At 60.7% G+C, this 16,634-nt stretch carries 11 protein-coding genes and 1 tRNA gene; 5 read left to right on the forward strand and 7 right to left on the reverse strand.

Translation table 11 applies throughout. The features are described from left to right. Positions 1–118: 118 nt before the first annotated feature. On the forward strand, positions 119–844 hold the full coding sequence (locus ACZ9HU_RS00090; RefSeq protein WP_476100922.1) for a PEP-CTERM sorting domain-containing protein: 726 nt from the start codon (positions 119–121) through the stop codon (positions 842–844). Between the two features lie 140 nt (positions 845–984). Here the strand turns inward: ACZ9HU_RS00090 and acnA are convergent, their stop codons facing one another. Then, entirely contained in the window at positions 985–3,657 is a 2,673-nt protein-coding gene (acnA, locus tag ACZ9HU_RS00095) for an aconitate hydratase AcnA (RefSeq protein WP_476100924.1), read from the reverse strand. Between the two features lie 223 nt (positions 3,658–3,880). After that, positions 3,881–4,783 (reverse strand): DMT family transporter, encoded by a 903-nt coding sequence (locus tag ACZ9HU_RS00100; RefSeq protein ID WP_476100926.1) that lies wholly within the window; start codon positions 4,781–4,783, stop codon positions 3,881–3,883. 177 nt (positions 4,784–4,960) lie between these two features. On the opposite strand from ACZ9HU_RS00100, the gene ACZ9HU_RS00105 reads away from it, so the two are divergent. Then, a complete protein-coding gene (locus ACZ9HU_RS00105) occupies positions 4,961–6,427 on the forward strand; it encodes a L,D-transpeptidase family protein (protein ID WP_476100928.1) in 1,467 nt (488 codons plus the stop codon). 116 nt (positions 6,428–6,543) lie between these two features. Here the strand turns inward: ACZ9HU_RS00105 and ACZ9HU_RS00110 are convergent, their stop codons facing one another. From ACZ9HU_RS00110 to ACZ9HU_RS00120, 3 genes are read right to left on the reverse strand one after another with little or no spacing between them, the layout of a single operon-like run. Then, positions 6,544–7,323 (reverse strand): SDR family oxidoreductase, encoded by a 780-nt coding sequence (locus tag ACZ9HU_RS00110; protein WP_476100930.1) that lies wholly within the window; start codon positions 7,321–7,323, stop codon positions 6,544–6,546. A 47-nt stretch (positions 7,324–7,370) separates the two neighbouring features. Then, positions 7,371–8,009, reverse strand: coding sequence for a murein L,D-transpeptidase catalytic domain-containing protein (locus ACZ9HU_RS00115; protein WP_476100932.1), 639 nt, complete (start codon positions 8,007–8,009; stop codon positions 7,371–7,373). Positions 8,010–8,045: 36 nt separating this feature from the next. Next, on the reverse strand, positions 8,046–8,546 hold the full coding sequence (locus tag ACZ9HU_RS00120) for an N-acetyltransferase family protein (RefSeq protein WP_476100934.1): 501 nt from the start codon (positions 8,544–8,546) through the stop codon (positions 8,046–8,048). A gap of 181 nt (positions 8,547–8,727) precedes the next feature. On the opposite strand from ACZ9HU_RS00120, the gene ACZ9HU_RS00125 reads away from it, so the two are divergent. Both ACZ9HU_RS00125 and ACZ9HU_RS00130 read left to right on the forward strand, forming a co-directional pair. Then, positions 8,728–8,801 (forward strand) — tRNA-Gly (locus ACZ9HU_RS00125). A gap of 67 nt (positions 8,802–8,868) precedes the next feature. Then, the gene (locus ACZ9HU_RS00130) at positions 8,869–10,419 is read left to right on the forward strand and encodes a phospholipase D-like domain-containing protein (RefSeq protein ID WP_476100936.1); all 1,551 of its coding nucleotides are present in this window, start codon (positions 8,869–8,871) and stop codon (positions 10,417–10,419) included. A 66-nt stretch (positions 10,420–10,485) separates the two neighbouring features. Here ACZ9HU_RS00130 and ACZ9HU_RS00135 read toward each other — a convergent pair whose 3' ends face one another. Both ACZ9HU_RS00135 and ACZ9HU_RS00140 read right to left on the reverse strand, forming a co-directional pair. Beyond that, complete coding sequence (locus ACZ9HU_RS00135; RefSeq protein ID WP_476100938.1) at positions 10,486–11,652, reverse strand: nucleotide sugar dehydrogenase; 1,167 nt, start codon at positions 11,650–11,652, stop codon at positions 10,486–10,488. 231 nt (positions 11,653–11,883) lie between these two features. Continuing rightward, complete coding sequence (locus ACZ9HU_RS00140) at positions 11,884–13,713, reverse strand: phosphoenolpyruvate carboxykinase (GTP) (protein WP_476100940.1); 1,830 nt, start codon at positions 13,711–13,713, stop codon at positions 11,884–11,886. Between the two features lie 992 nt (positions 13,714–14,705). On the opposite strand from ACZ9HU_RS00140, the gene ACZ9HU_RS00145 reads away from it, so the two are divergent. Further along, on the forward strand, positions 14,706–16,445 hold the full coding sequence (locus ACZ9HU_RS00145; RefSeq protein WP_476100942.1) for a glycoside hydrolase family 16 protein: 1,740 nt from the start codon (positions 14,706–14,708) through the stop codon (positions 16,443–16,445). The last annotated feature ends 189 nt before the right edge of the window (positions 16,446–16,634 follow it).

Here is a 16,634-nt window from a genome sequence, read left to right on the forward strand (position 1 = left end):
CGCGCCCCCTCGCGGTTGTTCCCTTGCTCCCCCTGAACGATCTCTCTGCTGAGGGCAGAATCGCCTTTCGTCCGAATGGATGGAACGCCTCTGCCGCCAACAGGAAAGAGAGATTGTTATGTCGGTTCGTTTGGGGCTCGCCAAAGTTGCCGGTCTGGTGGCAGGCACCGCGCTGATTGGCGGCGGCGCCGTGCATGTCGCGGAAAAGGCCAGCAGCAACAAACCGCAATATGTCAAACACGCCAAGGCGCCGGTGCGCAAAGCCGCCGTCCGCACGCAGGTGGTGACCAAACAGGTGGTCGTCCAGCAGGCCTGCTGCGCCAAAACCACCACCAAGACCGCGATGGTGCCGATGCCGCCGCCGGGCCTGCCGCCCGCTGATCTGGCCCCTGTCGCGCCTGCGCCCGCGCCCAGCCCGCTTTCGGCCCAACGCGCGCGGGGCTATTACAGCAATTGGGGCTTTGGCGGCGGCTATATCGGCGGCTTCTTTGGCGGCACCAGCGGCAATGTGATCGTGGTGAATTCCAGCGGTTCGACGTCGACTTCGGGGTCGACTTCGGGGTCGACCTCTGGCTCGTCCTCGACTTCGGGCTCGACGTCTACGTCCGGCTCGTCCTCGACTTCGGGCTCGACTTCTACCTCTGGTTCAACTTCGACTTCGGGGTCTTCATCGACCTCTACTTCCACCAGCACCTCGACCACGGGCGGCACAACCAGCACGAGCACCAGCACTTCGACCACGGGCGGGACGCAGGTGCCCGCGCCGCCGATGTTGCTGCTGTTTGGCGGTGCGGCTGGGGCGATGTTCGCCCGCCGTCGCAAGGGCAAGGCCAAGCCTGCCTAAGCCCACATCCACCGACACGAAAAAGGCGCCCCGGACCGACCCGGCGGCGCCTTTTTTTCATGGTCCGAACAAACCCTGCGCGCACAAAAAAGGGGCGGCCCGCGAAGGCCGCCCCCTCTTTTTGGGCATCAAGCGATCGCTTACGCGGCCAGCTTGCGCAGCACGTACTGCAGGATGCCGCCATTGTTGAAATACTCGATTTCATTGGCGGTATCGATGCGGCACAGCGCGGTGAAGGTGAACTTGGTGCCATCCTTGCGGGTGACTTCCACTTCCACGTCCTGACGCGGCTTGAGCGAAGCAACACCCTTGATGGTGAAGCTGCAATCGCCGTCCAGGCCCAGCGTCTGGCGGTTTTCGCCATCCTTGAACTGGAGCGGGAGAACACCCATGCCGACCAGGTTTGAGCGGTGGATACGCTCAAAGCTTTCGACGATCACGGTGCGCACGCCCAGCAGGTTGGTGCCCTTGGCGGCCCAGTCACGCGACGAACCGGTGCCATATTCCTTGCCCGCGATCACGACCAGCGGCGTACCGTCGGCCTTGTGCTTCTGGGCAACGTCGAACACGGCGCCGACTTCTTCACCATAGCGGCTCATGCCGCCTTCGATGCCGGGGACCATTTCGTTCTTGATGCGGATGTTGGCAAAGGTGCCGCGCATCATCACTTCGTGGTGGCCACGGCGCGCGCCATAGCTGTTGAAGTCGGCCTTGGCGACCTGACGTTCCATCAGCCATTCACCAGCGGGGCTGTCGGCCTTGATGTTGCCGGCGGGGCTGATGTGGTCGGTGGTGATCGAATCGCCCAGGATCAGCAGCGGCTTGGCTTCGATGATGTCCTGAACCGGGGCCGGTTCCATGGTCATGCCTTCGAAGTAGGGCGGGTTGGCGACATAGGTCGAACCGGCCTGCCAGCTGTAGGTTTCCGAACCGGTGACGTTGATCGCCTGCCAGTGCTTGTCGCCCTTGTACACGTCGGCATAGCGCGCGACGAACATCGGACGGTCCATGCAACCGGCCATCGTGGTGGCGACTTCTTCGTTGGTCGGCCAGATGTCCTTGAGGAACACGTCCACGCCATCCTTCGACACGCCGATCGGGGTCGTCGTGAAGTCTTCGATCACCGTGCCCTTCAAGGCATAGGCGACGACCAGCGGCGGCGAGGCCAGGAAGTTGGCGCGCACGTCAGGCGACACGCGGCCTTCAAAGTTGCGGTTGCCCGAGATCACGGCGGCGGCAACAAGGCCGTTTTCGTTGATCGCCTTGCTGATCGGTTCGGCCAGAGGACCCGAGTTGCCGATGCAGGTGGTGCAGCCATAACCAACCAGGTTGAAGCCGACATTGTCGAGGTGCGACTGAAGACCAGCGCGTTCCAGATAGTCGGTCACAACCTGCGAGCCGGGGGCCAGCGAGGTCTTCACCCAAGGCTTGGGCTTGAGGCCCAGTTCGTCGGCCTTCTTGGCCACGAGGCCAGCGGCCACCAGAACGCCGGGGTTCGACGTGTTGGTGCAGGACGTGATCGCCGCGATGGTGACGTCGCCGTCGCCGATGGTGAAGTCCTTGCCTTCGACCGGAACGCGGGTCTGGGCCTTCTTGTAGACATTGGCCATGTCGGCGTTGAATACGTCATCGACTTCGGGCAGCGAGACGCGGTCCTGCGGACGCTTCGGACCCGCGAGCGAAGGCACGACCGTCGAGAGGTCGAGTTCGAGCGTCGAGGAGAAGATCGGTTCGACGGCGGGGTCGATCCAGAAACCCTGTTCCTTGGCATAGGCTTCGACCAGCTCGATCTGAGCTTCATCGCGGCCCGTCAGGCGCAGATAGTCGAGGGTCTTTTCGTCAATGCCGAAGAAGCCGCAGGTCGCGCCATATTCGGGCGCCATGTTGGCCAGCGTGGCGCGGTCGGCCAGCGTCAGGTCGGCAAGGCCGGGGCCGTAATATTCGACGAAACGGCCCACCACGCCATGCTTGCGCAGCATGTTGGTCGCGGTCAGCACGAGGTCGGTCGCGGTCACGCCTTCCTTGAGGCGGCCGGTGAACTTGAAGCCGACCACTTCGGGGATCAGCATCGAGACGGGCTGACCCAGCATCGCGGCTTCGGCCTCGATGCCGCCCACGCCCCAGCCCAGCACGCCAAGGCCGTTGACCATGGTGGTGTGGCTGTCGGTGCCGACGCAGGTGTCGGGATAGGCAACGGTTTCGCCATTCTGGTCGACCGAGGTCCACACCGCCTGGGCGATGTGCTCAAGGTTCACCTGGTGGCAGATGCCGGTGCCCGGCGGCACGGCATAGAAATTGTTGAGCGACTTGGAACCCCACTTCAGGAAGTCATAGCGTTCCATGTTGCGCTGATATTCGATCTCCATGTTCTCTTCGAACGCCTTGGGATGACCGAATTCGTCCACCATCACCGAGTGGTCGATGACGAGGTTGACGGGAACCAGCGGGTTGATCTTCGAGGTGTCGCCGCCCAGCGTTGCAATCGCATCGCGCATCGCGGCAAGGTCGACCACGCAGGGCACGCCCGTGAAGTCCTGCAGCAGAACGCGTGCGGGACGATACTGGATTTCGTTGCTCGATTCGCTGGGGTTCTTCTGCCAATCGACAACCGCCTGAATGTCGGCGGTCGAAACGGTGAAACCGCCGTCTTCAAAGCGCAGCAGGTTTTCCAGCAGCACCTTCATCGAGAACGGCAGGCGGCTGATGTCGCCGAACTTTTCGGCGGCCTTCTTCAGCGAATAATAAGCGACTTCCTTGCCACCAGCGCTCAGTTTCGAGCGGGTGCCGAGCGAGTCCTGTCCGACCTGGGTCATACGGGCGTCTTCCTCACCTCAATTGGCCCAGAGACGAAAAAGACGAAAAGGCGCGTTCGGGCGCGATCTCGCCCGCCTTTGGGCGGTTGCAGCATGAGGGCCGATGCGCGTGAATCCGCCCCGCGTCAAGGGCGCGAAAGGTGGAAAAAGGGATGAATGCGGGTGAGTCGTGATGATATTGTTGCTATTGCGAAGTCATATCAACAATAATCGGAAAATGGCCTCATAGCGCGGTCTGTTCGACGTGTTGGGCGCTCTTTTGACCGCCCGCGCCAACCCAGCATCCGGCCACCACCAGGGCCGCCCCGCCAAGCGTATAGAAATCGAGGTTTTCGTCAAACCATATCCACCCCATCAATGCGGCCCACAGAAAGGCCGAATATTCGATGGGCAGCAAGCGATGCGCCGGCGCCCGCGCCCAACCCCATGACAGGGCCAGTAGTGATACGAAGGAAAGCGCCGCCGCCGCCGAAATATCCACCCAGACTGGCCCCACCGGCAGAGCAGGGAACCCCACGACCAGCGCGGCCAGCGACAGAAAAAACGCGGTAAAGAGCGATTGGAAAAAGGCGATCTCGGCAGGGGGCGCCATTTGGGCCTGATGCCGCTGCATCACCAGATTGGCGGCATAGAGCACCGCCGACCCCAAAATCGCCCCCATGCCCAGCATCGCCTCGCGTTCCAGCGCGCCGCCGCCCTGCATCCGCCCCAGCGCGATCACGCCCACCCCGGCCAGCCCCAGCACCGAGGCCGCCAGCGCGCGCCGTGTGATCGCTTCGCCAAGCGCAAGGCCTGCCATGAAAAGCGCAATGATCGGCGCGATAAAGGACAGCGCCATGCCCACCGCCATGGGCGTGCGCACAATGCCCCAGAAAAAGGTGAAGGCCATGCCGCTGGTCACACTGGCGCGCATGGCGTGCATCCACAACCGGCGTCCGGGCCACACGCCGGGATGCGCCCATTGCCACACCACCACGCCGATCCCGGCCCCGATCAGGTTGCGCCACAGCAGCGCGGCATGAACCCCCGACACGATCGAGGCGCGCTTCATCAACGCATCCATGATGCTGAAAGTGGCGATTCCGCATGCCGCGGCGAAAATTGGAAGAAACAAAGGGCGCGTCATGATCGTTAAACCCTAGCGAGGTTGCGCCAAGCCGTCACTATGGCAAGCTAAACCGGGCTTGCCTGATGCGTGGTGTTCAGCCAACAGACAGGGGCAATCCTGAATGGTATACGACGAACTGTGCTTGGCCATCGTTGAGTTGAATGTAGCAGGTCGAGCGAAAAGGGGCGTTGAAGAATGAAGAGCACGCACAAGCTGTTGACGGGCGCGATGATCCTGAGCTTGGGGGCTGGCCTGTGGGGGGCCTATCCGTTACTGGCGCAGGAAAAGCCGATCAATGGCAAGCAGGGGCAGGGCAAAATGCCCAATGTGCGCCCCGCCGATCCCGCACCGACGGTTTCGCCCAGCGCATCGCCGACCCCGCGCCCCAGCGCGTCCTCCACCACAGCGGCCACGCCAAAGCCCGCACCCTCGGCCACGCCCAGTGCGGCCCCGACATCGGTCCCAACTCCGGCCCCGTCCCCCGGCGCGGTCCCGGTTCAGGAAGCCGTGGTCAATTGGAGCGTGGGTGATGCGGTCGATTTGCTGGCCGCGATCAATGCAATTGGCGATGAAGGGCTGTTCCCCGCCGATTATCAACCCGACCAATTGCGCGCCGCGATCAAGGGCGGCGCAGGGCCGACGCTGGACGCACAGGCGAGCCAAAGCTTTGCCTGGCTGGTCGAGGATCTGCGCGACGGGCGCACGCCGATGACCGCCCGCATCCAATGGTTCGCCGTCGATCCCGATCAGGACGAAAACCCCACCACCGATCTGATGCAGCGCGCCACAACCAACCATGACGTGCCCGGCACGCTGGCCAGCCTTGCGCCGACCTATCCCGACTATGCCGCGTTGAAGGAGGCTTTGGCCACCACGCCCAAGGCGCAGACCAAGCTGCGCGATGCGATCCGCATCAATATGGACCGCTGGCGCTGGCTGCCGCGTGATCTGGGGCCGGTCTATCTGATCACCAATGTGCCGGAATTTCAGCTGCGCCTTGCGGTCAATGGCCGCAACATCCGCACCTATCGCACCATCGTGGGCAAGCCGGGGCGCACCGCCACGCCGCAATTGGCCGAAAAGGTCGAAGCGGTGGTGTTCAACCCGACATGGACCGTGCCGCAATCCATCGTCGTGGGCGAAGGCTTGGGGCAACAATTGCTGGCCAAACCGCGCGCAGGGTACAAGGTCACGCGGATGGAGGATGGCAGCCTGCAAGTCGTGCAGCAGCCGGGCAATAATAACTCGCTGGGCCGGATGAAGATCGATATGCCCAATCCGCATGCGATCTATCTGCATGATACGCCGTCGAAAAAGCTGTTCGATGCACAGGTGCGCGCTTTCTCGCATGGCTGTATCCGCACCGACCGCGCGGTGGAATTGGGCATGACCATGGCCATTCTGGGCGCGGGGATGAGCCAGGAGGACGCCGTCGCGACCTATGAGGCGGGCAAGTACAAGAAGGTGCCCATGACCCGCACCTTCCCGGTCTATCTGACCTATTTCACCTATGGCCGTGACATCAACGGCACGCTGGCCAGCTTTAACGACCTCTATGGCCGCGACGCGCCAGTGGTCGAAAGCTTCCACACGCCCCGCGCGCTGCACACGACCCAGCGCAAGAGCAATGAGGAAGTGATCAAGCTGGATAATCCGCTCTGATCGTTGGCGTGACACATCCGTGTCACGCCTCGGCGCCGGCCCTCTCCCCCGGCCCTGCCACCCACAGTGTACTCTCAATGAGTAGCAGGGCCGGGGAAGAGGGCCGGCGGCGCCCCTTATTTGGGTGACGCCGCCGATCCGGCCAGCAGGCCGCCATCAATGTCCATTTCGCTGCCGGTAATATAGGTCGCCTCGTCGCTGGCCAACAGAACGGCGAGGGCGGCCACCTCATCGGTCCGGCCAAAACGGCGCAGTGGCGTATCGGCCACCATCGCGGCCAAGGCAGCCTCGCGGTCGGGGGCGGTTGCGATCATCTGTTCCCAGATCGGCGTCAGGATCGCGGCGGGGTGGATCGAATTGCACCGGATCGCCCAGCCTTGTCCCGCGCAATAAAGCGCCACCGATTTGGTATGGTTGCGGATCGCCGCCTTGGATGAGGCATAGGCCGCAGCCCCCGGAATGCCGACAAGGCCGCTGCGCGAGGACATGTTGATGATGCTGCCCTTGCCCGATGCCTTCATCGCCCGGATGGCATAGCGGCAACCCAGAAATGTCCCGTCCAGATTGATCTCATGCACCCGCCGCCATTCGGATAGCGGTGTATTTTCCGGGTCATGCTTATGCTCATGGTCGCCAAGTCCGGTGATCCCGGCATTGTTGACGAGGACATCGACATGCGGAACCTCACGCTCCAGCGCGTCCCATGCGGCTTCGTCGCTGACGTCCAGAGTGATGAAGCGGCAGCCCAGCGCGTCGGCGGCGGCCTGTCCTTCCTCGGCGTCAATATCGGTGATGATGACCTGCGCGCCCTGCGCATGAAACGCCTGCGCAATGGCAAGGCCGATACCGCGCGCGGCCCCGGTGACAAGGCAGAGTTTGTCGGCAAGGCGCGGCATGGGGAACTCCCTGAAAGCGGTACTCTCAGGGGATCATGCCTTAAAAATCACGCTTCGCCAATGCGATCGGCGTAAAGCAGGCGGCCTGCACCCAGATGGTTGAGCACCAGGCTGAAATCTTCGGGCGCCATGGCAAAGCAACCTTCGGACCGGCCCAGCTTGCCGAACTTGGCCAGCATATCGGGCGCGGCATACCACGCAGGGTGCATGACAATGGCGCGATCAAACGCATTGGAATTGTCCAGATCCAGCCCGCGCAGGCGCATCGAGGCGCCATATTTGCCCTCATACTGACCCGCGGTCAGATAGGCGCCGCGCGATGTGGCCAGCGAACCGACGCTGTTCGAAAATTGCTTGAGCCAGCCCACATGGGCCGGGTCCGAACCGCGGCCATGCGCGACCAGATGCGAACGCACCGAACCGCCGACCATATCGACAAAATGCAGGCGCGCATCATGCGAAGGCTTGGCAAAATCGGCGATGGCCACCACGTCCGGGCGAGCCAGCATGGCGCCGACGCGATCACGTTCGCGCAGGGCAATGCCCACCACACGGCGTTCATATTCGGAAAGACCCGATGCCCGCGCCGCCACGCGCAAGGGCGTTGCCATGGCAACAGTGCCAATGGCCAGTCCACCCAGCAACCCACGACGGCTTACCAATACGTTCTGATTCGCGATACCCATGGCTGTTGCAATAGGGCAACGGGGTAAATTTTTCCATTAACCTGCGACAGAAGCGCGTCCGTCAGCGGCGAGTTGAGCCAAAGTTGCGCCATCAACGCGCATGACGGTCCATTGTTCCATCGGTTTTGCGCCAAGGCTGCGGTAAAATCCGATGGATGGTTCGTTCCAGTCCAGAACGCTCCATTCCAGCCTTGCGCAGCCGCGATCCTGTGCCAAACCGGCCAAATGGAGCAGCAGCGCCTTGCCCAGCCCCGATCCGCGCGCGGCGGGGCGGACATAGAGATCCTCCAGATAGATGCCGGGGCGCCCTTCAAAGGTCGAGAAATTGTGAAAGAAGAGGGCAAAGCCCTGCGGGGTTCCATCGATCTGGCCAATCACCACTTCGGCCATTGGGCGCGGGCCGAACAGGTGGCGCTCCAACGTGGCTTCGTCAAAACGGACCTCGTGGCTGAGCTTTTCATACTCGGCCAGATCACGGATCAATTGGGCGATAAGCGTGAGGTCCTGGCGCGTTGCGGGGCGGATCGTGTTGGTCATGGCGCGGCGTTTTAGGCAGATCGGCGGCAAAGGAAAGTATCCAGCCCGTTTGCCTGCCAAAATTGCGAAAACTTGTGTTGACCGATGCCGACCGAGTGTGGCAATCGGCCCGCCTGCCTGATGGGGTGTTGCCCTGTTTCCGGCCGACGCGGATGAAAGCTGGCATGCTTTCCATGCGCTCGCGGGTGTAGCTCAATGGTAGAGCAGCAGCTTCCCAAGCTGAATACGAGGGTTCGATTCCCTTCACCCGCTCCACTTTCCCAAACTGATGGTCACGCGATGGCCCATGGAACGATGGCGCGTTTGGCCCGTTATCAGGGGTATGGACCAAACTCTGCTCGATCCGGACCGCAATTGCTGGCGGATTGAACATGCCCGCCGGGCCAAGGTCATCATCGACGCCGATGATTATTTCAAGGCGGCGCGGGCCGCGATGTTGAAGGCGCGCAAGCAGATCCTGCTGGTCGGATGGGATTTTGACGCAAGAATCCGCTTTGGTGATGGGGAAAATGACGGGGCGCCGGTGCGCGTCGGGGCCTTTCTCAGCTGGCTGGTCAAACGGACGCCGGGGCTGAATATCTATATTCTGCGGTGGGATACGGGCGCGATCAAGACTCTGTTCCATGGGCGAACGCTGCTGCGCATCGCCAAATGGATAAAGGATCCACAGATCCATGTGCGGCTTGATGGCCATCATCCTCCGGCCGGGTCGCATCATCAAAAGGTGGTGGTGATCGATGATGATGTCGCCTTTTGCGGCGGAATCGACATGACGGTCGACCGATGGGATACGCGCGATCATGCCGATGAGGAGCCTCGCCGTATCCGCCCCGATGGCCGCGCCTATGGTCCGTGGCATGATGCGACCACCATGTTGCAAGGCCCCGTCGCGGGGGCGCTTGGCCAGATGTGCCGCGACCGGTGGGAGGTGTCAGGCGGCGACCGCATCGCCCCGGTCCAGCATGGCGCGGATTGCTGGCCCGATGGCCGGGAAACCGACTTTACCGAGGTGGAGGTGGGCATCGCCCTGACCGTGCCGGAAATGGCCGATCAGGAACCGCGCTATGATATTGAGGCGCTCTATGTCGACCTGATCGCGCGGGCGCGGCGGTTCGTCTATGCCGAGAGCCAGTATTTCGCCTCACGCAAGGTGGCCGAGGCCATCGCCAAAAGATTGTCCGAACCCGATGGGCCGGAATTCGTCATCGTCCACCCGCATTCGGCGCAAGGCTGGCTGGAACCCGTTGCGATGGATTCGGCCCGCGCCCGTCTGGTCGAGGCGCTGCATGAGCAGGATCCCTATGGCCGCCTGCGACTCTATCACCCCTATACCGCCGGGGGACAGCCGATCTATGTTCATGCCAAGGTGACGGTGGTGGATGATCTGATCCTGCGCGTGGGATCGTCCAATTTCAACAATCGCTCGCTGCGGCTGGATACCGAATGCGATGTGGTGATCGATGCCGAAAGGCCTGCCAATGATGATGAACGTGCGACAATTGCCGGGATTCGCAATGGGCTTCTGGCCGAACATCTGGATTGTCCGGTCGAGGTGATCGAACAGAGCATCGAACAGACCGGATCGATCATCCAGACAATCGAGGCCTTGCGCGGGGATGGGCGGTCGTTGCGGCCCTATGCGGTGCCCGATCTGGACGCGGTGCGCATGTGGTTGGCCGATCACAAGATTTTGGACCCCGAAGGGCCGGGCGAAATGTTCGAGCCGCTGGGGCGGCGCAAGCCCTTGCTGAAACGCCTGCGCCCGCATTGGCGGCGCGATCATGCGGAATTGGATGCCGCCGCCTTTGCACTGGGCGCATTGGGGGCGGGGGTGGTGATGGGCGCGCTCTGGCCCAAACGGCGCAAGGCATAGCGCGCAAGGAAAACCCCCGGCGCGCGGCACCGGGGGTATTTGGTTTTCCATCACCGCATGGGGTGATCAATCCGATCCGAACAGATCGCGGGTGAAGACCTTGTCCTTCACATCGTCAATGGCCGAGGTCATGCGGTTGGCGATGATGACATCGCAATCCTGCTTAAAGGCGTCCAGATCGCGATAGACCTTGGAGCCGAAGAATTCGTCCTGCGTCATCGACGGTTCGTAAACCACGACCGGGATGCCCTTGGCCTTGACCCGCTTCATGATGCCCTGGATCGAGGATTGCCGGAAATTGTCCGAACCCGCCTTCATCACAAGGCGGAACACGCCAACCATTTTGGGCTTCTTGGCGATAATCTGGTCAGCCAGAAAGTCTTTGCGCGTGCGGTTCGCATCGACAATCGCGCGGATCAGGTTTTGCGGCACCTCTGAATAATTGGCCAGAAGCTGCTTGGTATCCTTGGGCAGGCAGTAGCCGCCATAGCCAAAGCTGGGGTTGTTATAATGCCGCCCGATGCGCGGATCGAGGCAGATGCCATTGATGATCTGGCCCGTGTCCATGCCGCCCGCGATGGCATAGCTGTCCAATTCGTTGAAGAAGGCGACACGCATGGCCAGATAGGTGTTGGCGAAAAGCTTGATCGCCTCTGCCTCGTTGGCGTCGGTGAACAGGACTTCGACATCCTTTTTATCCGCGCCCTGCAACAACAGGTCGGCAAAGATGCGTGCGCGTTCCGAACGTTCGCCCACGATAATGCGCGAGGGGTTGAGATTGTCGTAAAGCGCCCGCCCTTCGCGCAGGAATTCGGGGCTGAAGATAACCTGCTGTGTGCCCAGACGCGCACGCACGCTTTCCACAAATCCGACCGGTACGGTGGATTTGACCACGATCGTCGCCTTGGGATTAAGCTCCATGGCAGTCTTGATCACGGCCTCGACCGAGGATGTGTCGAACTTGTTCGTTTCGACATCGTAATTGGTGGGCGTTGCCACGATCACATAATCGGCCCCGGCAAGCGCTTCATCCGGGCTGAGTGTGGCACGCAGATTGAGCGGGCGGTTGGCCAGAAAATCCTCAAGCTCGGCATCGGAAATCGGCGATTTACGTGCATTGAGCATGTCAACGCGATCGGCCGAAATATCGACGGCGGCGACCTCATTGTGCTGAGCAAGCAGAACAGCGTTGGACAGCCCGACATAACCAAGGCCAAAAACTGCGATTTTCATTCAGGATACTCGCGCCAATCGTGACCCCGCGAACGGAGGGGCCGCCATGCGGACATGATCTTGGATCAGGCCGACCGCGGCCTCTAGGACAACTCCTATCCTTTTCGTATTTGCAGCATGGCTCGTCAATGGCTTGATGCCGAAATGGTCCAATAACAATTACGTCACGCAATTGTTGTCAAATCCATGCAATGCCCCCGCCGCATGGCGACGAGGGCATGTCTGAATTCATCAGGCCTTGGCCAGACGCGCCTCCAGCGCGGCCTGCTGGTCAAGGATGGCCTGCGGCAATGTGCCCAGCGCGGCCAGATCGCGGCCGTTGCCTTCGGCTTCTTCACGCCAGTTGTCGGTGCTGACGGTCATCAGTTCGGCATATTGTTCCGGCGTGATGGACAGGCCCGACAGGTCGATGCCGCCTTCGACCGGATGCAGGCCAATGACGCTTTCCTCCGCATCCGCCTTGCCCTGCGCGCGCTCGATCACCCATTTGACCACGCGGATGTTGTCGCCATAGCCGGGCCACAGGAACTTGCCGCCGCTCTTGCGGAACCAGTTGACCAGATAGATCTTGGGCAGGTTCGCGCCGCCATTGGCGACCTTGCCGGCCATATCGACCCAATGCTTGAAATAATCGCCCATCGCATAGCCGCAGAAGGGCAGCATGGCGAAGGGATCGCGACGCAGCGCGCCGATCTTGTTTTCCGCCGCCGCCGTGCCTTCCGAGGCAAGATTGGCCGCCAGATACACGCCGTGGTTCCAGTCGAATGCTTCGGTCACCAGCGGCACCGAGGTCGCGCGGCGGCCGCCGAACAGGAAGGCCGAGATCGGCACGCCCGCCGGATCTTCCCATTCCGCCGCAATCGAGGGGCACTGTGATGCAGGCACCGCGAAACGGGCGTTGGGGTGGGCCGCAGGCTTGCCGCTGGCCGGATCATAGGGATTGCCCTGCCAGTCGATCAGGCCCTCGGGAACGTCCTTGGTCAACCCTTCCCACCACACGTCGCCATCGGCGGTCAGCGCCGTGTTGGTGTAGATGGCATTGGCATAAAGCGTGTCGATGGCATTCTTGTTGGTGTCGGGGCCGGTGCCCGGCGCCACGCCAAAGAAGCCCGCCTCGGGGTTGATCGCATAGAGGCGGCCATCCTTGCCGGGGCGCATCCATGCAATGTCATCGCCGATGGTTTCCACCTTCCATCCGGGCAGGGTGGATTCGAGCATCGCCATATTGGTCTTGCCACACGCCGAGGGGAAAGCGGCCGCCACATAATGCGCATCACCCACCGGCGGGGTGACCTTCAGGATCAGCATATGTTCGGCCAGCCAGCCATCATCGCGCGCCATCACGCTGGCGATGCGCAGCGCAAGGCACTTCTTGCCCAACAGCGCATTGCCGCCATAGCCCGAACCATAAGACCAGATTTCGCGCGTTTCGGGATAGTGGACGATCCACTTGTCATCGTTGCAGGGCCACACCACGTCCTTGACACCTTCGGTCAGAGGCATGCCGACCGTGTGGACGCAAGGGACGAAGAAACCATCGCGGCCCAGCATGTCCAGAGCGGGTTGACCCATGCGCGCCATGATGCGCATGGACAGCACGACATAGGCGCTGTCGGTCAGCTCGACGCCCACCACGCTGCTTTCCGAACCCAGCGGGCCCATGCAGAAGGGTACGACATACATCGTGCGCCCTTCCATGCAGCCTGCAAACAGGCCGTTCAACGTTTCGCGGGTTTCGGCCGGGTCGCGCCAGTTGTTGGTCGGGCCTGCGCCTTCGGGCGTTTCCGAGCAAATGAAGGTGCGGCTTTCCACGCGGGCCACGTCGCGCGGGTCCGAACGGGTGTAAAAGCTGTTGGGGCGCTTATCCTGCGCCAGACGTACCAGCGTACCGGCATCGACCAGCTGCGAGGTCAGGCGATCCCATTCGGCCTGAGAACCATCACACCACACGATTTCCTTGGGCCGGGTCAGGGCCGCGACCTCTTCAACCCAGTCAATCAGCTTTTGATTGCGGGTCGGGGCGGTCATAACCGAATCGAGGGAAAGGGTGTCTTGGGTCATCGCGTTCCTCGCCTTTGCCAAATGCAAGCGTGAATTCGAATGCTTTGGCTGCACAACATACCTATGCGCTATCAGCAGAAGGCGCTTTCGTCGAGGCCCCTTGCACAGGATTCCGGCGGCAAGTGTGTAGGAAACGGCAAATGACCGAATATTTTTGACGCGGTCAGGTCTGTGTGCATTGCAGCATGTGAAGTACCCAGACAATTTGCACCGCGCGCGGCATGTAATTGGCGCCTTATGTCTGACATATCATAATTTTTGGGCGGCGAATTTCGGGTTTGGCCGAATCACCGATTGGGCATGCCATGTCCGCAATATTCTCTGGGCCTGCCTCCACTGGCGCGAATTCGATTCCGGTCTGCGGTGTTTAAGCGGCGCAGGCGGCCAGCGGGCTGTGCCTGACGCGACTGCCATGTGGCTTTGCCGCCTCTCTTTGTGTTGGGGATAAGTTCACGGCTTCTGGCCGCGGATCGCAAGGCGGGCGGGGGAATGGTTACCGTGAATCGCGTCAAATGCGATTTACTATTTGCGATGGCGTCATTGAGGCAGGGAAAATTTTTTTAATCGCGTCGTCGCGAAAAAATGATCCGATCATTGGGCATGAAACCGATTGTTTCGCAAAAATCTGTTCCAGAGTGGCGATAAGTCGGCGCGTTTGAACGAAATTATTAACATAGGAATTATGGAGTGAATTTTGCGATCCGGCGATATACGTAATTAACTTTTGAAAAATTTCCTAAATCGAAAGTCAAATCACCCGGTTATTTACCAGTTCCGTGGATTTGGCCGTTAATTTATTGCGCCCATAAATGACTTCATCAAGTCAAAGGATGAAGCAAATGGGTAGCATCGTTTCAACTTATAATGCCGCCGGTGTTCTGTTGAAGGCCAGCTCAACTCCCACTAACGGTGTCAGCATTGGTACTGGTGTTACTTATGTAGAGGGTACTTTGAAGGCTGACCTTTTTCGTAGCAAGGGCATCGGAACCTCTATGGTTGGCGGCGCCGGTGATGACAGCTATTATGTCTATACTACCAAGGACAAGCCGATCGAAACGGCGGGCAATGGTGTCGACACGGTTTACTCGACGGTGAACTGGAAACTGGCCGATCATTTCGAAAACCTGCGCCTTGATGGCACCAACACCTGGGGCGTGGGCAATGCTCTCGACAACATCATCGCCTCCAGCAGCGGCACGCACTGGCTGGACGGTGGTCTGGGCAATGACGTCCTGATCGGCGGGACCGGCGCTGACACCTTCTTTCACAAGGCGGGTGAAGGCATGGACAAGATTGTCGACTTTACCACCGGCGTCGATACGCTGCGCCTTTCGGGATCGGGTCTGACCTCGTTCGAAAGCATCAAGGCCAAGATGGTGCAAGTCGGCAGCGATGTGGTCATCAAGCTGGGCACCAATGACTCAGTCACCCTGACCAACCATCTGATCAGCGACTTTACCGCCAATGATATCACCGGCAGCCTGAACACCAGCAAGCTGAAGCTGACCTTTGCCGATGAATTCAACAGCCTGAACCTGTACAATGGCACTTCGGGCACCTGGACCACGACCTATGGTTACGGCGGCGCGATGGCCAAGAGCAACCGTACGCTGAACGACGAGGCCCAGGTCTATACCGATGCCAATTGGCGCGGCACCGACGGCAAGATGACGCCGATCAATCCGTTCTCGATCACCAATGGCATCCTGAACATCACCGAAACCAAGCTGACGGCGGAACAGTCGGCATCAAACTGGGGGCTGCAATATTCGTCGGGCCTGCTGACCACCAAGTCGACCTTCTCGCAGCTCTATGGCTATTTCGAAGTCAACACCAAGCTGCCCGCCGGGCAGGGCATGTGGCCCGCCTTCTGGCTGCTGCCCGCCGATGGCACCTGGCCGCCTGAACTGGACGTGATGGAGCAATTGGGCAAGGACCCCGAAACGGTTTACATGACCGCCCATACCAGCGCGAACGGCAAGTTTAACGAATCGCTTCAGTCGGTTGTCCATGTCAGCGATGTGACCCAGAACTATCACACCTATGGCGTGCTTTGGACAGCGACCGATATCGTATGGTATCTGGACGGCGCCGTTGTGGCCAAGACCGCCACGCCCGACGACATGCATTCCCCGATGTACATGCTGCTCAACCTGGCGGTTGGCGGCGGTTGGGGCGGGGGCATCGTGGGGACGCCCGACAAGGCCACGATGCAGATCGACTATGTCCACGCCTATAGCATCAGCGAAACCGCCACCACGGCCGAGGTTCAGGCCGCGCTGGCGACATCGGGGACGATTGAGCAAACGGGTTTGACCAATATTGCCCAGACTCTGGCCGGCGGTTCGCTGACCAATGAGATCAAGGGTGGTCTGGGCGCGGATATCATCAAGTCCACCACGGAATCGAGCTTTTTGACCGGCGGCGCGGGCAATGACACCTTCATGCTGTCGAGGAGCGCGCTGGACGGCACGATGGGCGGCAGCGGCGTTCAGAAAGTCATCACCGACTTTGAAGGCGCCAATTGCTGGGTTGCCGGTGGCAATGACGTGCTGGTCCTCAATGGTTTTGGTGCCGGTTCGACCATCACATGGATGGCCGATGATCCGTCGAATTCCTCGCTGGGATATTATGACATCCATGACGGTGTGACGGGCATCGATTATGTGATCGGCATCCTGTCGAAGAATGGACAGCACCTGGCCATGACTTCGGACATCAAGTTCTATTGATCACTGGTTATGTCGGGGGCTGGAGCCGTCTCTGCCGATAAGGCGGGGCGGCTTCAGTCGTTTTGGGCATAAAGCCTTTGGGGGCCTTTGCATCGAAATAGTCGAAAAGAGAGCGAGGCGCGGCGGCTCCGATCAAAGTGGCCGCAGTTTTGGTTAATTGGAATGATATCCGATGCAATTGTAACGGCC

The sequence above is a fragment of the Novosphingobium sp. Sphag1I genome (assembly GCF_056279125.1).